This window comes from Paraburkholderia dinghuensis, from assembly GCF_003837865.1.
Classification (GTDB): domain Bacteria; phylum Pseudomonadota; class Gammaproteobacteria; order Burkholderiales; family Burkholderiaceae; genus Paraburkholderia; species Paraburkholderia dinghuensis.
Genome location: NZ_RQIS01000027.1, coordinates 1 through 23,972, shown reverse-complemented (window position 1 = coordinate 23,972; position 23,972 = coordinate 1). Strand labels below are relative to the sequence as shown.

Here is a 23,972-nt window from a genome sequence, read left to right as displayed (position 1 = left end):
AGTGAAACCGCACATTTCGGGGGCGTTCATGGTGTCGAACCACATCTTCCGCAAGCCTTTGACCGTCTGGCTGACCGCCGCAGCGATGACGGGCGTACTGGCTCTGACGCATGCCGCCGCATACGCGGATGGCCCGCCATTGATTCTCGATACCCAGCACGGAATTATCGACGGCCAGAAAGGGATGGTGCTGCAGAACGCGCCGCTTTCGCACGAGCCGATGGTTGCGGCGCATCAGCCCGCTGAGCCGGCCGGGCTGCCGAATGACTATTCGCAGCCTTATATCGTGTCGCCTTATATCGCAGTGCCGGGCGCCGGAACGCCGCCCAATCGACCGCGCCCGCCGCATCACCGACCGCGGGTCACACCGCATATCACGCCGCAGGTATTGCCAGCGCAATAGGCTGCGACAGGTTTAATCGCCGCGCGATTCGATCTTGAATTGCGCGGATTGATCCTGTCCGAGCGTTTTGACGAGCCACGGCAGCGTCTCTTTCATTGCGGCGACGAGCGTGTAGGGCGGGTTCAGGATGAACATCCCGCTGCCGTACAGGCCGTAGCCATCCGCGGGCGGCTGGCTCACGGTGAGCGTGACGTGCAGCCAGTTTTTCTCCTGCAGACGCTTGAGTTGCTCGGGGAATCGCTGCGATTCGGGGCGCGTCACCTGTGGATACCAGATCGCATACGTGCCGGTGGCGAACCGCTTGAGACTTTCCTCGGCGCACGCGAGCGTGCGCGCATAGTCGCGCTTGTCCTCGAACGACGGGTCGATCAGAACGAGCGCGCGTCGCGGCGGCGGCGGGAGCAGCGCCTTGATGCCTTCGAAGCCGTCCCCTTCGTAAAGCATCACGTGACGGCCAGCGTCGCGGAACCGGTGGCGCAGTACTTCGATTTCAGTGCTGTGCAACTCGAAGAGCCGCATGCGGTCCTGCTCGCGCATCAGCCGCGCCGCCAGATATGGCGAGCCCGGATAGAAGCGCAGTTCGCCATCGGGATTGAGCGCCGCGACTTCTTCGACGTATTCGGCGAGCACCGTCGGCAGGTCGGTGCGGCCCCAGAGCTTGGCGATGCCCGTTTCGAATTCGGCGGTCTTCGTCGCGTAGCCCTCGCGCAGCGCATACGCGCCGGCGCCTGCATGCGTGTCGATGTACCAGTACGCCTTGTCCTTCTTGCCGAGATAGCGCAGCAATTGCACGACAACGGCGTGTTTCAGGACGTCGGCATGATTGCCTGCGTGGAAGGCGTGGCGGTAGCTCAGCATGATGGGCGGGACGGAAAACCAGGACAAAAACAGGGGGCGCAACGTGGGGCCGTGCGCCTGTGGTGTGCGTCGCGTTACCCTTTGGGGCCGTGAGCGACGTCGAGGCCGCGTATTGTACTCGACGCGTACGCGACCCGGCCGCACCCGGCCCCGCCGTGCGTTTCAGTTATAAGCGTCGCCGACGATCGCCTCGATTTGCGCCTTGATTTCCGGCGTGATCTTTTGGGCCACGTCGAGCGCCAACATGTTCTCCTTGATCTGCGCGACGTGCGACGCGCCGGTGATCACCGTGCTGACGTGCGGATTCTTCAGGATCCACGCGATGGCGAGTTGCCCGACCGTGCAGCCCAATTGCGCGGCAAGATCGGCGAGCCTGGCGACGATGGCGTTCTTGTCCGCATCGGTGAGCGCTGCGCGCAACCAGTCATAGCCCTTCAATTGCGCGCGGCTGTCGGCCGGCACGCCGTCGCGGTACTTGCCCGTGAGCAGGCCCGACGCGAGCGGGCTCCAGGTGGTGAGCCCGAGACCGATGTCCTCGTAAAGACGCCGGTATTCGTCCTCCACGCGGCGCCGATGGAACAGGTTGTACTGCGGCTGTTCCATGACCGGCTTGTGCAGGTGGTGCCGCTCCGCGATTGCCCACGCCGCGCGGATCTCGTCGGCGCTCCATTCCGATGTACCCCAGTAGAGCGCCTTGCCGCGCGAGATCATGTCGCTCATCGCCCAGACTGTCTCCTCGACGGGCGTGTTCGGGTCAGGACGGTGGCAGAACACGAGATCGATGTAGTCAAGCTGCATACGCTTGAGCGAGCCGTCGATGGCGTTGAGCAGGTACTTGCGGTTGAGCGTGTGGTACTGGTTGGGCCCTTCGCTCAAGCCCCAGAAAAACTTGGTGGAGACAACGTAACTCACACGCGGCCACGCGAGTTCCTTGAGAGCCTCGCCCATGATTTCTTCCGACTTGCCGCCTGCGTAACCCTCAGCGTTGTCGAAGAAGTTGACGCCCGCGTCGCGCGCAGCGGCGAGCGACTCGCGTGCGAGGCCGCGATCGATCTGGCTGCCGTATGTGACCCACGAGCCGATGGACAACTCGCTCACCTGCAGGCCGGAACGGCCCAGTCGCCGATAATTCATGAATGTCTCCTGTGAATAGAACCCCGATATTAACGCCGGCGCAGCCAGCAGGCGTCCTGCCAGATGCGAGGTGCGGGCAGGTTCATGCACAATAACGCGGTTGGCCGCGGTGCAACAATCTGCTGGACGGCATAGGCCATATGGCCGGTTTGACAGCGTTCGCGTACCGAGGTCTGATCTCGACTACTACCTGGAGGTGCTCGATGTCGTCTCTTTCCCTGAATACCAAGCTCGATGGCAAGGTTGCCGTCGTCACCGGCGCGGCCAGCGGAATCGGCAAGCAGATTGCGCTCACGTTCGCGCAGGCGGGCGCAGCCGTCGCCATTGCGGACCTCAACCAGAGCGGCGCCGACGCCGTCGCTGCCGAGATCAAGGCCGCGGGCGGCAAGGCGATCGGCATTGCCATGGACGTCACGAGCGAGGACGCCGTGAATCAGGGCATGGACCGCGTTGCGGCCGAACTGGGCTCGGTGGACATCCTTGTTTCGAACGCGGGCATCCAGATCGTGAATCCGATCGAAAGCTATGCGTATTCCGACTGGAAGAAGATGCAGGCCATCCACGTGGATGGTGCGTTCCTCACCACGAAGGCGGCGCTCAAGCACATGTACAAGGACGATCGCGGCGGTGTCGTGATCTACATGGGTTCGGTGCACTCGCATGAGGCATCGCCGCTCAAGTCGGCCTACGTTGCCGCCAAGCATGCACTGCTCGGTCTGGCTCGCGTGCTTGCCAAGGAGGGCGCGAAGCACAACGTGCGCTCGCACGTAGTCTGTCCGGGCTTCGTGCGCACGCCGCTCGTCGACAAGCAGATTCCCGAGCAGGCCAAAGAACTCGGCATTTCCGAAGAGGAAGTCGTCAAGCGCGTCATGCTCGGCGGCACGGTGGACGGGGTGTTTACGACCGTCGAGGACGTCGCCCAGACGGTGCTGTTCCTTTCAGCGTTCCCGACAGCGGCATTCACCGGTCAATCGTTCGTCGTCAGCCACGGGTGGTTCATGCAGTAACTGCAGTGACCGCAGTGACCGCAGTGACATTAGGGAGGGAGCGCGGCCATGGTTCAACGCAAGAAGCAGGTCCAGTCCAGCGCCGTCGTCGATGAGACCGGCGTCCATACCGGAGCCGCGCCGCGGCCGCGTCCCGACTACTGCGGTGGCGAGTCGGCGCAGTGGGAAACCATTGCGCTCACGCTGCAGGGCGGCGGCGCGCTGGGCGCGTATCAGGCCGGCGTCTATGAGGGCCTCGTCGAGGCCGGTATCGCGCCGAACTGGATCGCCGGTATTTCGATCGGCGCGCTCAACACGGCGATCATCGCGGGCAATCCGCCCGAACATCGCGTCGCACGGCTGCGCGAGTTCTGGGAGACGATCTGCCAGCCCGCCTATAGCCTGCCGATGCCAGCATTCGTCGAGCACGCGCTCTTTAATTCGGGCGACGCGATCCGCAAGACGTTCACGGCGTTCCAGGCGGCAGGCGCGCTCGTAGAAGGTCAGAAGGGTTTTTTCGTGCCGCGCTTTCCGCCGCCCATGCCGCACGCATCTGGCCATCCGGAGCGCGCGAGTTACTACGACACGCGGCCACTCAAGGAGACGCTCGCGCGTCTGTGCGACTTCGATCGCATCAATTCGAAGGAGATTCGTGTTTCGGTGGGCGCGGTCAACGTGAGTACCGGCAACTTCGTCTACTTCGACAACACCACGACAAAGCTGCGGCCCGAGCATTTCATCGCGTCGGGAGCGTTGCCGCCCGGCTTCGCGGCCGTCGAGATCGACGGCGAGTACTACTGGGACGGCGGCCTGATGTCGAATACACCGCTCTACGAGGTGATCCAGACCACGCCGCGCCGCGACACACTGGCGTTCCAGGTCGATCTCTGGAGCGCACGCGGTCCCGTGCCCGACAATCTCACCGACGTCCAGGGCCGCATGAAGGACATCCAGTATTCGAGTCGCACGCGTCTCGTGACCGACATGCTCCAACGTTCGCAGCGCTTTCGCCATGTGCTGCGAGAGGTGCTCGAGCGCGTCGCGCCCGAGCATCAGCAGGATCCGTGGGTCGAGCTGGCGGGGGAATTGTCATGCTCGAAGAAGTACAACGTGATCCACCTGATCTACCGGCAAAAGGAGTACGAGGGCCACTTCAAGGACTATCAGTTCGGTACCTCCACCATGCACGAGCATTGGCGAAGTGGCTTGCAGGACATACGTGCATCGCTCGCACAGCCGGGCTGGCTCGACAAGCCCGATAACGACGCGGGGTTCGTCACGCACGACATTCACCGCGATGGCCGCGGACATTCGCGCAAGGGAGAAGGCGAGGGCATCGTGTAAGGGCCGCGGAGGTCCTTCCTCAAACCCGCGTTGCACGTACTTCGACGTTCGCAGTGGCAATATTCTATGGTTCGTAATCCTGATCAGGAAACAGGCTGCGCTTGCCACTCCCGTTTAGAATGCGCGGAGCACGACGACGCGTTGACCAGCGCACGCGAGTGTGACTTGTACCGGAGGCGACGGAATGAAAATGGATGCATTTGCGTTTGGCACAACCAACTGGGCGGAAGTCGAAAGAACGGAGCACCTGGGGGAAACGGGCGTGGCTTACTGGCGCACGCGGTATTTCGGTGAGAAGCCGGATCAGATCCGCGTGCGGATGGTGGAATACACTCCCGGCTACCTCGCGGACCATTGGTGCCAAAAAGGTCATATTCTCTTCTGCATGGAAGGCGAACTGGAAACGACGCTCGAAGATGGGCGGAAGTTCGTTTTGACGGCGGGAATGAGTTACCAGGTTGGTGACAACGCCGAGCCACACCAATCCTTTACGAGGACGGGCGCCAGGCTCTTTATCGTTGATTGAGCAGCGATGTTGGGGGGCGAATGTGTTCTCGCAGTGATTTCATCGCCCGTTCGTCAAACAAAAACGGCGCCCGTCGTTCAGACGGGCGCCGTAATCATTCCGGCAGCGAAGCCACGCGCCGCCCACTAAAGCGGCACGTGTTCAAGGCTGCTTACTTGAGCACTTGCGCGACGGCGCTAGCCACGACGTCGAGATTGCGCATGTTCAGCGCGGCCACGCAGATGCGGCCCGTGCTCACGGCGTAGATGCCGAACTCTTCGCGCAGACGGTCCACTTGCGCCGCCGTCAGGCCCGAGTACGAGAACATACCGCGCTGCACGTTGATGAAGTTGAAGTCGCGGTCGACGCCAGCGGCCGTCAGACGCTCGACGAGACCCGTGCGCATTGCACGGATGCGATTGCGCATTTCGCCCAGTTCGTTTTCCCACAGCGCGCGCAGTTCCGGCGAGCCGAGGACCGCTGCGACTACCGAGCCGCCATGCGTCGGCGGGTTCGAGTAGTTCGTGCGGATCACGCGCTTGAGCTGCGAGAGCACGCGCGCCGATTCTTCCTTGCTGTTCGTGATGATCGACAGCGCGCCGACGCGCTCGCCGTACAGCGAGAACGACTTCGAGAACGACGACGAGACGAACACGTTCAGTTCCGAAGCAGCGAAGAGGCGCACGACTTCGCCGTCTTCCGCGATGCCGTCACCGAAGCCCTGGTAGGCGATGTCGAGGAACGGCACGAGGTTGCGCGCCTTCACGACTTCGATGACCTGCTTCCACTGGTCGACGGTCAGGTCCACGCCGGTCGGGTTGTGGCAGCACGCGTGCAGCACGATGACCGTGCCCGCGGCGTAGCCGTTCAGCGCGCTCAGCATGCCTTCGAAGTTCACGCCGTTGGTCTGCGCGTCGTAGTACGGGTACGCAATGACTTCGAAGCCCGCGCTTTCGAACAGGGCACGATGGTTTTCCCAGCTCGGGTCGCTGATGGCGACCTTCGCGTTCGGGTTCACACGCTTGAGGAAGTCGGCACCGATCTTCAGCGCGCCCGTGCCGCCCAGCGCCTGCGCCGTCACGACGCGGCCGGCAGCGATGAGCGGCGAGTCGTCGCCGAGCAGCAGCTTTTGCACGGCAGCGTCGTAGGCGGCGAGACCTTCGATCGGCAGATAGCCGCGCGGCAGCCCCGCTTCGACGCGGGCCTTTTCGGCGTCACGAACCGCGCGCAGCAGCGGAATCTTGCCTTCCTCGTTGGTGTAGACGCCTACGCCGAGGTTCACCTTGTTGGTGCGGGCATCGGCGTTATAGGCTTCGTTCAGACCCAGGATCGGGTCGCGAGGGGCGAGTTCGACAGCGGAGAAAAGGGACATGATGGTTCGGCAATAGTCAGGGATGGACACTCTGTTGGCCGCTTGCGCTGGCTTATGCGCCGCCGCGATATGTAATCCGGGCGACGCAGCCGGCCGGCCACGCAACTCGCTATTGTAGCGAATCTGTGAATCGTTTTCGCCCGTGGCGGTCGGATTGCGCGGTTTTCGGGCGCGTTTTGCAGGGGGGCGCTGCTGCACATTTCCCGGGACCGGTGTCGTCCGCTTGCTGTTCGCCGGGGCGACAAGCGTGGACCGGACCCTGGAAACGGTCGTCCGAGCGCCGCACGCCCGGCGCGATCGCCTGCCTGCGCGCTGCAGCCCATTCGTTCCAGGCCCGTTTTCGTGCCACCTCGGTCCCGATTCCCGCCCGATCCCACCCCCGGCTTTGCCAGCGGCAAGACGCTAGAATAGTCGTTTGCTCCTGGCAGAGGATGTCGCCCCATGTCCGACCACAGTGTTGTCGATGCGCCCGTCCTCGACGAGTCGAAGTTCATCCGTTTCGACGGCTCGCCGTTCGAGCTTTATCAGCCGTATCCGCCGGCCGGCGACCAGCCCACGGCCATCGAGACGCTCGTCGAGGGCGTCGGCGACGGCCTGATGTTCCAGACGCTGCTCGGCGTGACCGGGTCGGGCAAGACCTACACGATGGCGAACGCGATCGCGCGCCTTGGCCGCCCGGCCATCGTGTTCGCGCCGAACAAGACGCTCGCCGCGCAGCTCTATTCCGAGTTTCGCGAGTTCTTTCCGCGCAACGCCGTCGAGTACTTCGTCTCGTACTACGACTACTACCAGCCGGAAGCGTACGTGCCGCAGCGCGATCTCTTCATCGAGAAGGATTCGTCGATCAACGAGCACATCGAGCAGATGCGCCTGTCCGCGACCAAGAGCCTGATGGAGCGGCGCGACGTCGTGATCGTCGCGACCGTGTCGGCGATTTACGGTATCGGCAATCCGTCCGAGTATCACCAGATGATTCTCACGCTGCGCCACGGCGACAAGCTCGGTCAGCGCGACGTCATCGCTCGCCTGATCGCGATGCAGTACACGCGCAACGAGCAGGACTTCCAGCGTGGCACGTTCCGCGTGCGCGGCGACACAATCGACATCTTCCCGGCCGAGCACGCCGAAATGGCCGTGCGCGTCGAATTGTTCGACGACGAAGTCGAGACGCTGCAGCTTTTCGATCCGCTCACGGGTCGCGTGCGCCAGAAGATTCCGCGCTTCACGGTGTATCCGTCGTCGCACTACGTGACGCCGCGCGAGACCGTGTTGCGTGCCGTCGAGACCATTAAAACCGAACTGCGCGACCGGCTCGAGTTCTTCCACACCGAAGGCAAGCTCGTCGAGGCGCAGCGGCTCGAACAGCGCACGCGATTCGACCTCGAAATGCTCCAGGAACTCGGTTTCTGCAAGGGCATCGAGAACTATTCGCGGCACTTCTCGGGCGCGCAGCCTGGCGAACCGCCGCCGACGCTCGTCGACTACCTGCCGCCCGACGCCATGATGTTCCTCGACGAATCGCACGTGCTGATCGGCCAGTTGAACGGCATGTACAACGGCGACCGTGCGCGTAAGGAAAACCTCGTCGATTACGGTTTCCGCCTACCTTCCGCGCTCGATAACCGGCCGCTCAAGTTCGGCGAATTCGAGCGCAAGATGCGCCAGGTGATTTTCGTGTCGGCGACGCCGGCCGATTACGAGAAGAAGGTGACGGGCCAGATTGCCGAACAGGTTGTGCGGCCGACGGGCCTCGTTGACCCGGTGATCGAGGTGCGACCCGCGTCGACCCAGGTGGACGACGTGCTCGGCGAGATCAACGAACGCGTGGCCGTGGGCGAGCGTGTGCTCGTCACGACGCTCACGAAGCGCATGGCCGAGCAGCTCACCGAGTTCCTCTCCGATCACGGCGTGAAAGTCCGCTATCTGCACAGCGATATCGACACGGTCGAGCGCGTGGAGATCATCCGCGACCTGCGGCTTGGCACGTTCGACGTGCTCGTCGGCATCAACCTGCTGCGCGAGGGGCTCGACATTCCCGAGGTGTCGCTCGTCGCGATCCTCGACGCCGACAAGGAAGGCTTCCTGCGCGCCGAGCGCTCGCTGATCCAGACGATTGGCCGCGCGGCGCGCAACGTGAACGGCAAGGCGATTCTCTACGGCGACCGCATCACCGATTCGATGCGTCGTGCGATCGACGAGACGGAGCGTCGCCGTGTCAAGCAGATCGCGTTCAACGAGGCGAACGGCATCGTGCCGCGCGGCGTGGTCAAGCGCATCAAGGACATCATCGACGGCGTCTACAACGTCGACGAAGCGCGGGCCGAACTGCGCGAGGAGCAAGAGCGCGCGAAGTTCGAGGACATGTCGGAGAAACAGCTTTCCAAGGAAATCAGGAAGCTGGAAAAGCAGATGATGGACTACGCGAAGAACCTCGAATTCGAAAAGGCTGCTCAGACCCGCGACCAGCTTGCGCTGCTGCGTCGGCGCGTGTTCGGAGCAAACGTCGGCGACCATCCGGCCTGAGCTGTTCTGCGCGGGGCGGGAGCAGGCGGGCGGCGCGCACAGGCCGCCCGCACTCGACCACCCGTGCCGCCAACGGGCGTCTCAGGCAGGACGTCCGATTCCCCTTTCTTCAGACCACAAGACGGCGCTTCGCGCCCGAGCCTCGTCGCACAAGACCCTTTCACCCTAAGGCCTTACGCGAACACGTCTTTGTTATGGCGCCGTATCGGTGCTACACTCCACACCATAGTGCGAATCGTTCGCATTAACGTTTACATCGTTATTGTGCCTTTGGTGGCTTTGTATCTCCCATAACAATCAGGAGTTTCGATGCGGATTCACTCCCTTTTGCGCGGCATGACGCTGATCGCCGCCGCGACGGCTGCCTGTGCAGCCAGCGCGGCCGAATACCCGATCGGCAAACAACAGATTCAGGGCGGCATGGAAATCGGCGCGGTCTACCTGCAGCCGATCACCATGGATCCGGAAGGCATGATGCGCAAGGCCTCGGACTCCGATATCCACCTCGAAAGCGACATCCACGCGGTCAAGGGCAACCCGACCGGCTTTGCCGAGGGCGACTGGATGCCGTACCTGCAGGTTCGCTACGAGCTGACGAAGCCGGGTTCGAGCTACGTGCAAAAGGGTGACCTCATGCCGATGGTCGCGGACGATGGCCCGCACTATGGCGACAACGTCAAGCTCGCGGGTCCGGGCAAGTATCACCTGAAGCTGATCGTAGAGGCACCGATGCAGTCGGGCCACATGGCGTTTGGCCGTCACGTCGACAAGGAAACCGGCGTGGGTCCGTGGTTCAAGCCGATCACGCTCGAATACGATTTCCCGTTCGCGGGCATCGGCAAGAAGGGCGGCTACTGAGTTGTAACTGAGCGGCTAATGAGCGGGGAGTGCGGCGTGGCGTCTGGAGCGCGACGCCGCCGCCTGAAAACGCAGGACGAGCAGTAACAAAAGCAGGAACAACGAATGACTGGAACAAGGAAGATTGCCGGGCTCGCGCTCGCTGCGGCGCTGGTTGCCCCGGTCGCCGGGTTGTTTGCGCAGGCCGCACACGCAGAGGATCTGCCGACGTTCAAGCTCGAAATGACCGACGGCAAGCTGAACCCGACGCGCATCGATGTTCCCGCGGGCAAGCGCATCAAGATCGACGTGCGCAACACGGGTAAGGGCGCGGCCGAGTTCGAAAGCGTCCAGTTGCGCAAGGAGAAGGTCCTGGCGCCGGGTGCGGAGTCGTTCGTCGTGATCGCGCCGCTCGATCCGGGCGAATACAAGTTTTTCGACGATTTCCACCAGCAGGCGCAAGGCCTGATCGTGGCGAAGTGATCGCGGCGGAATTCGTGTCGCCAGCAGGAGGGTTCGAATGGGACAGGTGATGTTCGTCGTGTGGCGGGAGAGCGTCGAAGCGCTGCTCGTCGTCGGCATTCTCTACGCGTGGCTGAAGAACGGCGATGCCGGCGCGCGGCGCGGTTTGCCGTACTTGTGGGGCGGCGTCGCGCTCGGTGTGCTCGCGGCAGTCGCACTGGGCGCAGCGTTGGTGGGATTCACCGAAGTGCTTTCGGGCGACGCGCAGGACTACTTCCAGACTGCGATGGTGCTCGTCGCCTGCGTGCTGATCGTGCAGATGGTGCTGTGGATGAAGCAGCACGGGCGCACGCTCAAGCGCGAAATGGAACATTCGCTCGAAGCGAGTGCGCGCGACGCGAAATGGTGGGGCGTGACGGCGCTCGTTGCGCTCGCCATTGCGCGCGAGGGCAGCGAGACGGTGATCTTCCTCTATGGCCTCGGCTTCGGCCAGTCGGGCCACGTCGACGTAAGCCAGTATCTCGCGGTGGCGATCGGCCTCGCGCTCGCGTTCCTCACGTTCTACGTTCTGCAGCTGGGCGGCAAGGTGTTTTCGTGGCGCCACTTCTTCCGCGTCACGGAGATCATGCTGCTCCTGCTCGGCGCGGGCCTGTTCCAGACCGGCGTCGACAAACTGATCGACAAGGAAATCTTGCCGACCCTCATCGACCAGGTGTGGAATGCGTCCGCACTGCTTGACGATTCGAGCACCTTCGGCTCGCTCGTGGCGACGCTCACCGGCTATCGTGCGCACCCGGCGCTCATGAACGTGATCGCGTTTGCCGCGTACTGGGGTGTCGTGTGGCTCCTCGTGCGTCGCGCGAATGGCCGTGCGGCGGCGATCGGCAAGAGGCGGGCCGCGTGAGCTGCGCGTCGGCGCAGCCAGTCGTGAGGCGTGGCAAGCTCGCCCAGGTGGGGCTATGGATGCAACGGCACGGTACGGTGATACGTGGCGTGCAGTGGATCGTCGTCGCGGTTTACGCATTCCTGATTCTTGCGCCTGCGGTGATGCCGCTGCCCGGCGACACCGCGCACCTCTGGAACAATCTCACGCTCGCGGCGCAGTTCGTGTTCTGGGGCATCTGGTGGCCGTTCGTGCTGCTGTCGATGATCATGCTTGGCCGCGTGTGGTGCGGCGTGCTCTGTCCCGAGGGCGCGCTCACCGAGTTCGCGAGTCGTTTCGGCCGCGGTGGTTCGATTCCGCACTGGATGCGCTGGGGCGGCTGGCCGTTCGTCGCGTTTGGACTGACGACTATCTACGGCCAGATGGTGAGCGTCTACCAATATCCGAAAGCGGTACTGCTCGTGCTGGGCGGCTCGACGCTCGGCGCGATGGTGATCGGCTTCCTGTACGGCCGCGAAAAGCGGATCTGGTGCCGCTACCTGTGCCCCGTCAACGGGGTGTTTTCGCTTCTCGCGCGCCTCGCGCCATTCCACTACAAGGTCGATGAGGACGCCTGGCGCCGCTCGTACAAATCCGGCGAGCACGGCGGACATCGCGTGATTCCCGTCAATTGCGCGCCGCTCGTGCCGCTGCGCAACATGAAGGGCGCCGCCGCGTGCCACATGTGCGGCCGCTGCGCCGGCCACCGCGATGCCATCGATTTGACGTGGCGCTCGCCCGCGCAGGAGGTCGTCGAACTCGGTGACCGGCAGGCAAAGGGCTGGGATACGGCGCTCATCCTCTATGGTCTGCTCGGTATCGCGATCGGTGCTTTCCACTGGAGCGGCTCGCCGTGGTTCGTCGATCTGAAGCAGTCGATTGCCGGCTGGCTCATCGATCGCGACATCACCTGGCCGCTCGACACGAACGCGCCGTGGTTCCTGCTGACGCATTACCCTGAGCAGAACGACGTGTTTTCGTGGCTCGACGGGACGCTGATCGTCGGCTATATCGTCGCGACCGGACTCGTTCTCGGCACGACGCTCCTCGCCATCCTGGCGCTCGCGTGCGTGCCGCTCGGACGCTTCGAGATGCGCCGTCTGCATCACCTCGCCCAGGCGCTGATTCCGCTCGCGGGCGCGGGGGTGTTCCTGGGCCTCTCGGCCACGACGCTCGCGCTGCTGCGCGCCGAGCACGTGCAACTCGACTGGGCAACGGCCGCGCGAATTGCGATTCTTGTCATATTCAATTTGTGGAGCGGCTGGCTTGCGTGGCGGGTGACGGGCCGCTACAGTCAGCGGCTCTGGCAGCGTGGTCTCGCGATGCTCTGTTTCGCCGCCGCGCTCGCCGTGATCGACGGTGCGTGGTGGCTCATGTTCTGGGGCTGGGCGCACTGATCGGCGGTTCAACCGATCGGAGAGCAAGCCATGCGAACCAGGGCGGTATTGACTGACGAAGACATTGTGACGATGGGCGATGCGGCCGTCGCACACGCACGCACGAATCAATGGAACGTGACGATCGCAATCGTCGATGATGGGGGGCATCTGCTATGGCTGCGCCGCCTCGACGGCGCGTCACCCGGCACGGCCGAAATGGCGACATCGAAGGCCCGCACCGCAGCGCTCGGCCGTCGCGAAAGCAAGATCTATGAGGACGTCATCCGGCAGGGCCGCACCGCTTTTCTGAGCGCGCCGCTGACGGCGATGCTGGAGGGCGGGGTGCCGATCGTCGTCAACGGCGATGTGATCGGTGCGATCGGCGTCTCGGGTGTGAAGTCCGATCAGGACGCAGTCGTGGCCCGCGCGGGCATCGCAGCGCTCGGCGTCGAGTAAAACGTCGCCTGGTCGGTGCGCGTGATCGCTACGCGACGCGAGCACATCGGTTAGTGCTGGAAAAAGCAAAGGCCGCAGGCAATGCTGCGGCCTTTGGCTCGGGCCGCGCCTGGCTTCGGCGCCGTCCGTATCACGGCGAGAACAAAAAAATGGCGTGGCTGGCTGCGACGGCCGGCTTGAATAATGTTTGCACGAAGGGGTCTAGATCTCGCGTGCAGGCCGTCGTGACTGGCTAGTGCCCAACGCCTCGCGTAAGGAGGCGGTCCCCACAATACCCGGTACGAACTACTTGGTGAGGATCAGCTTGCCGAGCCGGGTGGCTCGCAGCTGATACGTCTCGCCGTTGTGCGTGATGCCGACGACGCTGCGGCCTTGCAGCAGTGTCGTGCTGTCGAGTGCGGCGCACGCAGTGCCAACTTCTGGTGCTCCTGCCGGTGCGGTTACCGCACTCGTGCACGCTTGCGTCGGCGCGGCCGGTTTCGATCGCGTGGCGCCCGACGCCGGGCCGCCAGGGCGGCGCAGGCTGAGCGTTGACGAGCGGTTGAAGTCGGTCATGAGCGTGGTGCCTGTCTCGATTCGATGGAGTGATATTAAATGATAATCGTTCCCATTTGCAATTGCGAAATATACATCGGCTCGGTACAACGATAGTTTTTGGCGGTGTGCAGGGTGAGCGCGGTGTGGAGGCCGTGCGTTATCACGCGAAGCGGGCGCTCACCGCGCGACGCCCGCCTCACGTGTGAAGTAGCTCAATGGGGCAGTGCGCCCGGGCCGTTGAGTCCGAGCACGAACTGGCGAATCAGGCGCACGGTGTCGATATCCGACTCCCGATACGCCGACTTCACGATTTCCGAGGTCTGCCGTTCGTCGTCGGTAACGGCGGCGGGCAACGTCGTGCGGTACTCGAAACGCAGGAACAGCTGCGAATCGTCGGGCTCTTCGATCGTCATCGTGAGCGAGCCGCCCACGTGCTCCTCGGTCGCGAGGATGTCGTAGCGCACGCTCACGCCGGGTGTGAGCGTGACGTGGTCGCGCACCGTCGCGTGACCGTAGTGCAGCTCGCGTTCGAGCCTGTTGCCCTCGCGCGAGAGGATCGTGCAGCTATCGAGGCCGAGCACGAAGAGCTGCGGCTGCTCGGCGCGCAGCACGAGGCCTTCCCACAACTGCTCGCGCGTCATGGTCGGGACGAGCGGGTTCTGTGGGTCGTTGATCTGGATGAGATGTTCGAAATTCAAGTCGAAGGCTTCCTGTGGCGTTGTCCGTGAGCGCCGCTCACGCGGCCACCAGACCCGAGCGGATCGTTACCGACTGGGTGAGGATCTTGTGGACTGGGCATACGTTCGCGATCTGCAGCAGACGCTCTCGCTGTTCACTCGTGAGTGCGCCGTCGAGCGCGATCTGGCGGTCGATGGTTGCGCCGGAGTCGCCGTTTTCCATCGAGAGCTTGACGCGCACGCCTTCGAGCGGCCATTCCTTGCGCTTTGCGTACATCTTGAGCGTGATCGACGTGCAGGCGCCGAGGCTCGAAAGCAGGAGCGAGAACGGCGTCGGACCGCTGTCGCCGCCGCCGAGCGAGGCGGGTTCGTCGGCGACCCACGTGTGGGTGCCATCGTTGAATTGAACCTGGTAGTCGGTCGAGCCGATGTGGGCAATGACGGCGGGTTCGGCCATGCGCTCCTCACGGACAGTACGGGCTGATAGGGGCGGGACGCTGCGCGTCCCTTGAGGCCATATTGTGACGGAAAGCCGAAAAAGCTGTGGGAAGTATCTGAGGAACCGCGGGAGGAACGGCGTGGCACTGCAATGCAGCATCGCCGCGCCGCAAGTATCGCGTCAGTGCGCGATGTGTCCCATACGCCCGGCCTGGTAGTCGAGCACGGCCTGGCGGATTTCCTGTTCCGTATTCATCACGAACGGGCCATAGCGGACGACCGGCTCGTTGAGCGGTTCGCCGCCAATCAGCAACACTTCCAGCGCCTCCGTTGCATCGTCCGGTGCGGCGAGCACGATCGAGTCGCCGTCGTTGGCGAACGCGACCATCTGCTGCGCCTCGATACGCTCGCCGCCAGGCCCGTAGCGCCCGGTGCCCGCGAGACCATAGGCGAACACGCGCCAGTTGCGCGGCACAGTCTGCTCGACGCGTCCGCCCGGTGCGATCGTGAAGTGCTGGTAAAGAATCGGCGTGCGCGTTTCGATCGCGGCTTTGACGCCGAGCGCTTCGCCCGCGATCACTTTCACCGAGACTTTGCCGTCCGCCGATCGACCGACCGGAATCTGCGCGGTCGGCATTTCCTGGTAGCGCGGCGCGATCATCTTGTCGCGCGCGGGCAGATTCACCCACAACTGCAGGCCGTGCATGCGGCCGCCGCTGCGCGCGAATTCGGGGTCGGGCATCTCGCTGTGGATGACGCCTGCGCCGGCGGTCATCCACTGGACGTCGCCAGGGCCAAGCGTGCCCGAATGTCCCGCCGAATCCTTGTGCCCGAAGCGCCCTTCGAGGACATACGTGACGGTTTCGAAGCCGCGGTGCGGGTGATCCGGTGCGCCCTTCGCGGCGCCCGGAGCGTAGTCGGTCGGACCCATTTCGTCGAGGAGCAGGAACGGATCGAAGTCCATCAACTGCCGCGTCGGGAACGGTCGATGGACGATGAATCCGGCACCCTCGGTGGTGCGAACGGCGGGAAAGATGCGTTCGATCGTGCGGGTGGTCGTCATGGATATCACCTCCGAACAGGGGGAATTGCGTTAAATACGAAACAAACCGCTATTATAGGTAGCCGATTTGCCAGGTTTTATGGCCCAGACGCAATGGATTGTCCCACCGGTGGAACGACCAGATGAAGATCGACTCGCATAATCTGAACGACCTGATGTACTTCTCGCAGGTCGTCGAGCACGGCGGTTTTTCGGCGGCCGAACGCGTGCTCGGCATTTCGAAGTCTCGTCTGTCGAGGCGGGTGAGCGAGCTTGAAGCATCGCTCGGCGTGCGCCTGCTGCAGCGCTCGACGCGCAAGCTGGCGCTCACTGAAGCCGGCGATCTGTTCTATCAGCATTGCCGCGCCATGCTCGCCGAAGCGCAGGCCGCCGTGAACGTCGTCCAGTCGTTGCGCTCGTCGCCGCGTGGCACGGTGCGAGTGAGCGTGCCGGTCACGCTTTCGCAGACCATCTTTTCGCAGATCATTCCCGAGTTCATGCATCGCTACCCCGAGGTGCGAGTCGTGATGCGCGTGACGAACCGCGTCATCGACCTCTTCGAGGATTCAGTGGATATCGCGCTGCGCGTGCGCTCGGATCCGCCGCAGAATGCGAACATCGTGGTGCGTCCGCTGTGGCGTACGGAGCAGATGCTCGTGGGCGCGCCGAGCCTGCTCGCGCAGAACGCGCCGCCACTCACGCCCGACGACCTCGCACGTTTCGAAACGCTCGACACACCGACGAGCGACGGCCGCCACGTCTATCAACTGATCGCGCCGGACGGCACGCGCCATTCGCACGAACACGAACCACGCCTCATCTCGGCCGATCTCACGACAATTCGCGAAGCCGCACTCGCGGGCCTCGGCATCGCGGCGATGCCCGAGATGATGTATGGCGCCGCGCTGCGTTCGGGCAAGCTTTCGCCTGTGATGCCGGGCTGGACGCTGCCGGTGCCGCAGCTTTACGCGGTGTTTCTGTCGCGGCAGGGCATGGTGCCGGCGGTGCGCGCGTTCGTCGATTATCTCGTCGAAGTGCTCGATGCCGACCAGAACCTGCAGCAGGAGTGTCCGCTGCGCAGCGACATCGCGCCGCTGCTCGAACGCGATCGCGAGACGCCGGCGGACACACCAGCGCTGCATGCGAAGTCCCGGCGCAACATCGAAACGGCATGAGGAAGTGCAGGGCAGGTGCGGCTTATGCCTTTTGGCATTTAAGCGTCGCCGGCAATCGTTACTTTCAATGGGCAATGTCTTGAATGCGCGCCGCGGGAGGAATATATTGAAATCCCTCTCGCCAAGACCGGTCTTGTGCGGGAATTGATGGCCGCTATGATAGCGAGCCTTCAGGGCTGATAGCGCTATCCGTGTTGCCCACGGTATGTCGCATGTGTTGACGCGAACTGGCCGACGGTGAGCGTCGAGACCGCCCGAATGCGCCGCGTGCGCTCGAAAAAAGGCCTTCATCTGACGATGAGGGCCTTTTACTTTGTACAGGCCAAGGGCGCGAAATGTGCGGCAGTGGCCTGGGAGTTCCGTACTTCCGTAAGTGGGCACGGGATCGGTGGGAACCCGGTTTTGCAAGGCGGGGCGCTCCGGGCGACCGATATCGGTTGTGCCACTTGCCCGGACGCCACCGTGCGGTCCGGGGCTTGCGTGGTGGTCAATACATTGATCGGCGTGGCTGCGCTTCTTCCATCTGGCTGCTTGCGTGTAGCAGGCCGATCTTCACGGTTCGACAGGTTGTGGTGATCGTTATCAGAAAATGATCAGGATAGCGAACGTTATGTCGAGCCCGAGCACACGTTGATGTCGTTCATCAGGTCATCGTGAGGCTGCGCTTTAGTGCGCGTGCGGTGGCGCCCGTCGATTACGAAGCAAGCGCGCAGGCTTTGCGCCATGGCGGTCGCGACGAAGAGGCCGAAGATGTGGCAATGAAACGCGCCTGGCAAGATGCGGTAACGACGGCACCAATCGTAAGCAGTGCGTGATAGATGATTAACGCAGTGTCTGACTGCGTCATTCGCGGAAAATCCACAGCGCGATGCACACAGTCGTCACGAATCCGGCCAGCAATTCCATCCCGATCTCCTGGTAGAGGGGTGAGCGGTCGCTGGCTCGTCGTGAAACTGGCTTGCTGTCGGCGCGAACGGGGCGCGCCGGGATGTTCAGGCGGCCTTGAGCTCGTAGAACATGACGGGCGCGGCGGCGGGTGCGGCCACGGGATGCGCGTGGGCGACACCACAACTGCCCGCGCAGACACCGCTCTGAGCCATCACGTCGCGAACCGATTCTTCGCATTTGCCGCAGCAGGTCGCAACGCCGAGTTCGAACTGCAGTTCATCGAATGAATCCGTGCCTTCCGCGATGGAAGCTCGGATCGTCCGGTCGGAGACGGACTTGCACACGCAGACAATCATGATGATGGAGCGCAACAGAGAGCAGTAATGGGAATTATTATCATTATCTTCGGCGCGCGTGGCAAGTGCTTTAATGGAATTTTTGTAACAAAACCGGACACTTAGCAGGGATTTTCGCCGCAGGCCAGGCTCGCGGGAAAGACGCGAAACGGGGGGCAGAAGGGGGATCGGCAGCCAGACGGGCTCGACTTGCCAGACGGGTGCCGCGACGAGGGTGCGACCTCAGACCGCGTCGGTTTCCAGTTCGAGCGTGCGCCGTGACGGAATCCGCACGGATTCGACCTGCGCGTCGATGCCGAGCAGCGCCGCGGCCAGCATGCGCAGGTGGGCGCCATCGCTCGTCGAGCAAAAGCGTGCACTCGATTGCGCGTCACCGGCTGTGTCGGCGAGCAGGCCGTGCTGGCCCAGCACGCGTTCGAGCTGCCGTGCGATGGCGACACTGGTGTCGACCAGCGTCATGCGCTCACCGACGATCGAGCGGATCGCCGTATCCAGAAACGGATAGTGCGTGCAGCCGAGCACCAGCGTATCGGCGCCGGCGTCCAGCATCGGCGCGAGATAGCCGCGCAGCAGCGCGAGCAGTTCAGGAGAGCCTGTGTCGCAGCGCTCCACGGCTTCCACTAGCCCGTGGCCGGGCTGGCAGAGCACGCGCAGATCAGCCGCATGGCGTTCGACGAGAGCCTGAAAGCGCGCGCTGCGCAGCGTGACCTGGGTGGCGAGCACGCCCGCCACGCGCGTTTTCGACTGCAGCGCGGCGGGTTTGATGCCGGGCTCCACGCCGACGAGCGGGATAGGCAGCCGCTCGCGCACGAATTCGATGGATTGCGCGGTGGCCGTGTTGCAGGCCACCACGAGTGCCTTGGCGCCCTGCGCCACGAGCCATTCGCCGATGGCGAGCGTGCGGTCGGCGATGAAGTCGTCGTCGCGCTGCCCGTAAGGCGCGTAGCGCGAGTCGGCGACATAGACGAGACGTTCGGCGGGCAGGAGCGCGCGCACCGCGCGCAGCACGGAAAGGCCGCCGAGGCCGGAGTCGAAGATACCAACGGGCGCGGCGCCGCAGAGGGGCGAGACGTTCAAGATAGTCCGGGCAGGATAGTAGGGACGCATTCGCCCGATGGGCGCATGCGTCGTAGCAGCAAGACAGCGATCAGGATTCTACCGAACCCATGCCCGACTGCTGATAGTTCTGGATGCCGACCTTGTCGATGAGATCAAGCTGCGTTTCGAGCCAGTCGATGTGCTCTTCGGTGTCGTCGAGGATCGTTTCGAAGATTTCGCGCGAGACGAAGTCGCGCACGGACTCGCAATAGACGATCGCTTCCTTGCAGGTGCCCTGGGAAATCCGTTCGAGCTTCAGGTCGCATTCGAGGATTTCCTTCGTCTCCTCGCCGATCAGCAGCTTGTGCAGGTCCTGCAGATTCGGCAGGCCGTCGAGCATGAAGATGCGTTCGATCAGCATGTCGGCGTGCTTCATTTCGCCGATCGATTCGTCGTATTCGTGTTTGCCGAGCTTGCCGAGGCCCCAGTGGTCATACATGCGCGCGTGCAGGAAATACTGATTGATGGCGGTCAGCTCGTTCTTGAGCTGCGCATTCAGATATTCGATCACCTTCTTGTCGCCTTGCATGATCTTTTCCTTGGTGTGTGGGGCGGACTCTGGTTTTCAACAATAAGCGCTGTGCCGGCAAAAGCCAAGGCGGACCGAGGACTCAAAGCAGGTCCTTGCGACGGATACCCAGCCTCGAGCCGTGTTGCGGCGCATAAAAAAACCGGGGCACAGGGCCCCGGTTTTGTGTATCAGCGTCGCTGGCGTGAACCGGCCAGCAGGCTTGAGTCGCGCATCAAACCGTTGCGACCGGAATCTTGCCGATCTTCGCCTGCCATTCCTTCGGGCCGGTCTGGTGGACCGAGGTGCCCGACGAATCGACCGCGACCGTCACCGGCATATCCTGCACGTCGAACTCATAGATGGCTTCCATGCCGAGGTCTTCGAATGCGAGGACCTTCGAGCCGCGGATCGCCTTCGACACGAGGTACGCTGCACCGCCGACAGCCATCAGGTAAGCAGCCTTGTGCTTCTTGATCGCCTCGATCGCGACCGGTCCGCGCTCAGCCTTGCCGACCATCGAAATGAGGCCCGTCTGCGCAAGCATTGTCTCGGTGAACTTGTCCATGCGCGTGGCGGTGGTGGGGCCGGCCGGGCCGACCACTTCGTCGCGAACCGGATCGACCGGGCCGACGTAATAGATCACGCGGTTCTTGAAGTCGACGGGCAGTTTCTCGCCCTTCGCGAGCATGTCGGCGATGCGCTTGTGTGCGGCGTCGCGACCCGTGAGCATCTTGCCCGAGAGCAGGAGCGTCTGGCCCGGCTTCCACGAAGCGACTTCTTCCGGCGTGAGCGTGTTCAGGTCGACGCGCTTGCTCGTTTCCGTATTCGGCTCCCAGTTGACCTTCGGCCAGGCGTCGAGCGAGGGTGCTTCGAGCTTCGCGGGACCCGAGCCGTCGAGCACGAAGTGCGCGTGGCGCGTGGCCGCGCAGTTCGGGATCATCGCGACGGGCTTCGACGCGGCGTGCGTCGGCGCGGCCATGATCTTGACGTCGAGCACGGTGGCGAGGCCGCCGAGGCCTTGCGCGCCGATGCCGAGCGCGTTGACCTTCTCGTGCAGTTCGACACGCAGTTCTTCGATCCAATCCTTCGGGCCGCGCTTGATGATCTCCTGAATGTCGATCGGCTCCATCAGCGATTCCTTCGCCATCAGCATCGCCTTCTCAGCGGTGCCGCCGATACCGATGCCGAGCATGCCCGGCGGGCACCAGCCGGCACCCATCGTCGGGACGGTCTTGAGGATCCAGTCGACGATCGAGTCGGACGGGTTCAGCATCACGAACTTCGATTTGTTCTCCGAGCCGCCGCCCTTGGCCGCGACTTGCACGTCGACCTTGTCGCCCGGCACGATCTCGTAGTGGATCACGGCCGGCGTATTGTCCTTCGTGTTCTTGCGGGCGCCTTCGGGCGGATTCACGATCGATGCGCGCAGCACGTTGTCCGGGTTCAGATAACCGCGGCGCACGCCTTCGTTGATCATGTCGGTCAGGCTCATCGTCGCGCCATCCCACCGCACGTCCATGCCGACCTTCACGAAGATCGTGACGATGCCGGTGTCCTGGCAAATCGGGCGCTTACCTTCGGCGCACATGCGGCTGTTCGTGAGGATCTGCGCGATCGCATCTTTCGCGGCGGGGCTTTCTTCAAGCTCGTAGGCGCGGCCGAGTGCTTCGATGTAGTCCTGCGGATGGTAGTAGCTGATGTACTGCAGCGAATCCGCGATGCTCTGGATCAGGTCTTCCTGTTTGATGACGGTCATGGCTAGCTTCAGTGGGGACGAAATGTCGTGAATCTTGTTTTGAGTGCCGCCTTATTCGACGGCTTCGGCGACAACGGAGTCAGCCGGTACCGGATGGCGCGCGGCGAATTCCTGGTAATGCTCGGGATGCGTATGCGTCGTGAGACGGTCGATCCACGCCATGATCAGCGCGGAGACGAGGAACGCACCATGGATGATCACCTGCCACATCACGGTGTGCGCGGAGACCGCATCAGGATTGATGAAGGTCTTCAGCAGATGAATCGACGAAATGCTGATGAGCGCCATCGCGAGCTTCACCTTCAGCACGCCGGCGTTCACGTGATCGAGCCATTCGGGCTCGTCGGGGTGGCCTTCGAGGCCCATGCGCGAGACGAAGGTCTCGTAGCCGCCGACGATCACCATGATGAGCAGATTCGAGATCATCACCACGTCGATCAGGCCGAGAACGGCGAGCATGATGCTCGTTTCGTCGAGCGTCGTCGAATGGCTGACGAGGTGCCAGACTTCCTTCAGGAAGAGCACACAGTAGACGGCCTGCGCGACGATCAAGCCAAGATACAGCGGCACCTGCAGCCAGCGGCTCATGAAGATCACGCGCGGCAGCAGACGGCTGGCGCGCGGGGTGCGGCGTGGCTCTGGTGCTCTGGACGGCGAAGGGCGTGCGGCGGACATAGGCAATTGCGATGGCGAAAATCGGGCGGGGTTCAAGCGCCGCGCCTTCCGCATCCGGCAACGCAACGGGTGCGCCGCCGGCGGGTGCGCGCCGCCTGGACCGGGCGGGCGTAATTGTACAGTGTCGGCGGATGGCCTCGCCGTAACAGCGGCGGGGCAGGTTCGGCCCAGGTGTGAAGGGTTGGTGGTTGCCGCGCGGCGAGCGCCACGGGCTGCATCGTGCGCCGGGGGCCAGACCCGGCGCGCGCATCATCCATCACCGCGCCGCAATGCAAGTCAGGATGCGACGGGCGGCACCGGTTTTGTCTTCAGGCTGGCGAGCGCGATGCCGGTAATCACGCAGGCCAGCGCGATGCCGTGCGCGGGTGTGGGCCGCTCGCCGAGCAACACGATCCCGTAGACCGCCGCGGCTACGGGCAGGACGGCCGTGAATACGCCGGCGACACTGCCCGGAACGTGCCGGATTCCCTTCATCCAGAGCCAGAACGAGAACACGCTCGCGGCGAGTCCGTACCAGAGCGAGAGCCCCCAGATGCCGCCGGGCACGGACGCATAATCGAACGACAGTGCAAAAGGCAGACCCACCGGCAGCATCAGCAGGAAGCCGAACAGGTGCGTGTATGCGCAGATGTCGATGGGCGCGAGCGTCTGCGTGAGGCGGCGCGAAAGGATCACGTAGAGCGACTCGCAGCATACGGCGCCGAGCACCATGAGATTGCCGGTCAGCGATTGCGGCGAACCGCCGTCGTCGGTGTGCGCGAGATTGATGACGGCGATGCCCGCGATGGCGAGCGCGATTGACGCGAGCGCGCGAGCGTCGGGCCGTTCACGCAGGAATATCCACGAGAAGAGGGCAACGACCGCGGGGATGGTACTCGTGATGACACCCGCAGCGACGGCGCTCGTGCGATGCACGCCGCCAAGCATGAGCAGCGTAAACCCGAATGTACCGAAGAGCGCCTGGAGGAAGAGATTGATCCACTCGCCGCGCGTCACGAGCCGCATCTTCGCGACGCGCAACAGCGGCCCGAGCACTGCGAGAGCGATCACGAAACGCAGGAGCGCAAAGAGTGGAACGGGGATGAAGGCGACGATTGACTTGCCGATGCCGACATTGCTGCCCACGAGGAGCATCGCAGCGACGAGGAAAATGGAATATCGGTTCAAGCTGGAGTCCGGGCGCGCAAAGTTTTCAGCTAGCATTCTAAATGCCCGCTTACCTGAACGTCACCTGAAAGGCGTGTGGGTAAAGCTGCGCGCGTCGCACGTAAGTGGCAGGTAAGTTGGTACGCTTACGCTAGTCCGCACGGACGGAGAGCAATATTGCGCACGCGGTTTTGCTGCAGCGCCGCAGTGCACGTCTGAAAGTAGCAGCACGAAAAGCAGGGATAAAGCAGTAACAATAATCGTCGCAACCGCTCAAAAGGCGGGGCGGCATTCGGAGACGGCGCACGCGGGCATCGGAGATGCTGCGTGTGTCGATGAGTTTGACGTCTTATCTTGACGAAGGGGTTGTCGATGTCAGCGATTGAATCGGTACTTCAGGAGCGCCGCGTTTTCGCGCCGTCCGCACAGATCGTAGCGAGTGCCACGGTGTCCGGCATGGACGCCTACCAGGCGCTGTGCGCGGAAGCCGAA

General features: G+C 63.4%; 24 protein-coding genes. 11 read left to right on the top strand and 13 right to left on the bottom strand.

The features are described 5' to 3' along the window. The first annotated feature begins 1 nt into the window (after position 1). A complete protein-coding gene (locus D1Y85_RS25085; protein WP_246025049.1) occupies positions 2-403 on the top strand; it encodes a hypothetical protein in 402 nt (133 codons plus the stop codon). Positions 404-415: 12 nt separating this feature from the next. Here the strand turns inward: D1Y85_RS25085 and D1Y85_RS25080 are convergent, their stop codons facing one another. After that, a complete protein-coding gene (locus tag D1Y85_RS25080; RefSeq protein ID WP_124153780.1) occupies positions 416-1,261 on the bottom strand; it encodes a 23S rRNA (adenine(2030)-N(6))-methyltransferase RlmJ in 846 nt (281 codons plus the stop codon). A gap of 162 nt (positions 1,262-1,423) precedes the next feature. Continuing rightward, complete coding sequence (locus tag D1Y85_RS25075) at positions 1,424-2,395, bottom strand: potassium channel beta subunit family protein (RefSeq protein WP_124153779.1); 972 nt, start codon at positions 2,393-2,395, stop codon at positions 1,424-1,426. Between the two features lie 203 nt (positions 2,396-2,598). On the opposite strand from D1Y85_RS25075, the gene D1Y85_RS25070 reads away from it, so the two are divergent. From D1Y85_RS25070 to D1Y85_RS25060, 3 genes are all read left to right on the top strand, one after another. Further along, on the top strand, positions 2,599-3,402 hold the full coding sequence (locus tag D1Y85_RS25070; RefSeq protein ID WP_124153778.1) for a 3-hydroxybutyrate dehydrogenase: 804 nt from the start codon (positions 2,599-2,601) through the stop codon (positions 3,400-3,402). Positions 3,403-3,450: 48 nt separating this feature from the next. Continuing rightward, positions 3,451-4,725 carry a DUF3734 domain-containing protein gene (locus D1Y85_RS25065; RefSeq protein ID WP_124153777.1) on the top strand — a complete coding sequence of 425 codons (1,275 nt, stop codon included), beginning with the start codon at positions 3,451-3,453 and terminating at the stop codon, positions 4,723-4,725. A gap of 184 nt (positions 4,726-4,909) precedes the next feature. Beyond that, positions 4,910-5,251: a DHCW motif cupin fold protein gene (locus D1Y85_RS25060; protein ID WP_124153776.1), complete on the top strand. Its 342-nt coding sequence runs from the start codon at positions 4,910-4,912 to the stop codon at positions 5,249-5,251. A gap of 151 nt (positions 5,252-5,402) precedes the next feature. Here the strand turns inward: D1Y85_RS25060 and D1Y85_RS25055 are convergent, their stop codons facing one another. Then, positions 5,403-6,602, bottom strand: a complete 1,200-nt coding sequence (locus D1Y85_RS25055; RefSeq protein ID WP_124153775.1) for an amino acid aminotransferase — start codon at positions 6,600-6,602, stop codon at positions 5,403-5,405. A 441-nt stretch (positions 6,603-7,043) separates the two neighbouring features. Between D1Y85_RS25055 and uvrB the strand changes: the two genes are divergently transcribed. The 6 genes from uvrB to D1Y85_RS25025 all read left to right on the top strand — a co-directional run bounded on the left by uvrB (position 7,044) and on the right by D1Y85_RS25025 (position 13,181). Continuing rightward, a complete protein-coding gene (gene uvrB, locus D1Y85_RS25050; RefSeq protein ID WP_124153774.1) occupies positions 7,044-9,125 on the top strand; it encodes an excinuclease ABC subunit UvrB in 2,082 nt (693 codons plus the stop codon). A gap of 309 nt (positions 9,126-9,434) precedes the next feature. Next, positions 9,435-9,983 (top strand): iron transporter, encoded by a 549-nt coding sequence (locus tag D1Y85_RS25045; RefSeq protein ID WP_124153773.1) that lies wholly within the window; start codon positions 9,435-9,437, stop codon positions 9,981-9,983. 105 nt (positions 9,984-10,088) lie between these two features. Further along, positions 10,089-10,445 (top strand): cupredoxin domain-containing protein, encoded by a 357-nt coding sequence (locus D1Y85_RS25040; RefSeq protein ID WP_124153772.1) that lies wholly within the window; start codon positions 10,089-10,091, stop codon positions 10,443-10,445. Positions 10,446-10,482: 37 nt separating this feature from the next. Beyond that, positions 10,483-11,328, top strand: coding sequence for an FTR1 family iron permease (locus D1Y85_RS25035; protein WP_124153771.1), 846 nt, complete (start codon positions 10,483-10,485; stop codon positions 11,326-11,328). Between the two features lie 59 nt (positions 11,329-11,387). Next, positions 11,388-12,743 (top strand): 4Fe-4S binding protein, encoded by a 1,356-nt coding sequence (locus tag D1Y85_RS25030; RefSeq protein ID WP_124153796.1) that lies wholly within the window; start codon positions 11,388-11,390, stop codon positions 12,741-12,743. Between the two features lie 30 nt (positions 12,744-12,773). Further along, positions 12,774-13,181 (top strand): GlcG/HbpS family heme-binding protein, encoded by a 408-nt coding sequence (locus tag D1Y85_RS25025; RefSeq protein ID WP_124153770.1) that lies wholly within the window; start codon positions 12,774-12,776, stop codon positions 13,179-13,181. Positions 13,182-13,466: 285 nt separating this feature from the next. Here the strand turns inward: D1Y85_RS25025 and hemP are convergent, their stop codons facing one another. The 4 genes from hemP to D1Y85_RS25005 all read right to left on the bottom strand — a co-directional run bounded on the left by hemP (position 13,467) and on the right by D1Y85_RS25005 (position 15,896). Then, entirely contained in the window at positions 13,467-13,736 is a 270-nt protein-coding gene (hemP, locus tag D1Y85_RS25020) for a hemin uptake protein HemP (RefSeq protein WP_124153769.1), read from the bottom strand. 194 nt (positions 13,737-13,930) lie between these two features. Further along, positions 13,931-14,416: an SRPBCC family protein gene (locus D1Y85_RS25015; RefSeq protein ID WP_124153768.1), complete on the bottom strand. Its 486-nt coding sequence runs from the start codon at positions 14,414-14,416 to the stop codon at positions 13,931-13,933. A gap of 37 nt (positions 14,417-14,453) precedes the next feature. Further along, positions 14,454-14,852: an OsmC family protein gene (locus D1Y85_RS25010; protein ID WP_124153767.1), complete on the bottom strand. Its 399-nt coding sequence runs from the start codon at positions 14,850-14,852 to the stop codon at positions 14,454-14,456. Positions 14,853-15,014: 162 nt separating this feature from the next. Further along, a complete protein-coding gene (locus D1Y85_RS25005; RefSeq protein WP_124153766.1) occupies positions 15,015-15,896 on the bottom strand; it encodes a pirin family protein in 882 nt (293 codons plus the stop codon). 122 nt (positions 15,897-16,018) lie between these two features. On the opposite strand from D1Y85_RS25005, the gene D1Y85_RS25000 reads away from it, so the two are divergent. Continuing rightward, positions 16,019-17,050, top strand: a complete 1,032-nt coding sequence (locus D1Y85_RS25000; protein WP_246025048.1) for a LysR family transcriptional regulator — start codon at positions 16,019-16,021, stop codon at positions 17,048-17,050. A 992-nt stretch (positions 17,051-18,042) separates the two neighbouring features. On the opposite strand, the gene D1Y85_RS24995 is transcribed toward D1Y85_RS25000, so the two are convergent. From D1Y85_RS24995 to D1Y85_RS24970, 6 genes are all read right to left on the bottom strand, one after another. Next, positions 18,043-18,294, bottom strand: coding sequence for a (2Fe-2S)-binding protein (locus tag D1Y85_RS24995; protein WP_124153765.1), 252 nt, complete (start codon positions 18,292-18,294; stop codon positions 18,043-18,045). Positions 18,295-18,516: 222 nt separating this feature from the next. Continuing rightward, positions 18,517-19,401 carry a glutamate racemase gene (murI, locus tag D1Y85_RS24990; RefSeq protein WP_124153764.1) on the bottom strand — a complete coding sequence of 295 codons (885 nt, stop codon included), beginning with the start codon at positions 19,399-19,401 and terminating at the stop codon, positions 18,517-18,519. Between the two features lie 40 nt (positions 19,402-19,441). Beyond that, positions 19,442-19,921 carry a bacterioferritin gene (gene bfr, locus D1Y85_RS24985; protein ID WP_124153763.1) on the bottom strand — a complete coding sequence of 160 codons (480 nt, stop codon included), beginning with the start codon at positions 19,919-19,921 and terminating at the stop codon, positions 19,442-19,444. A 214-nt stretch (positions 19,922-20,135) separates the two neighbouring features. Then, a complete protein-coding gene (locus tag D1Y85_RS24980; protein WP_124153762.1) occupies positions 20,136-21,659 on the bottom strand; it encodes a fumarate hydratase in 1,524 nt (507 codons plus the stop codon). A gap of 51 nt (positions 21,660-21,710) precedes the next feature. After that, positions 21,711-22,334 carry a TIGR00645 family protein gene (locus tag D1Y85_RS24975; RefSeq protein WP_124153761.1) on the bottom strand — a complete coding sequence of 208 codons (624 nt, stop codon included), beginning with the start codon at positions 22,332-22,334 and terminating at the stop codon, positions 21,711-21,713. A gap of 276 nt (positions 22,335-22,610) precedes the next feature. Continuing rightward, positions 22,611-23,501, bottom strand: coding sequence for a DMT family transporter (locus D1Y85_RS24970; protein WP_124153760.1), 891 nt, complete (start codon positions 23,499-23,501; stop codon positions 22,611-22,613). Between the last annotated feature and the right edge of the window lie 471 nt (positions 23,502-23,972).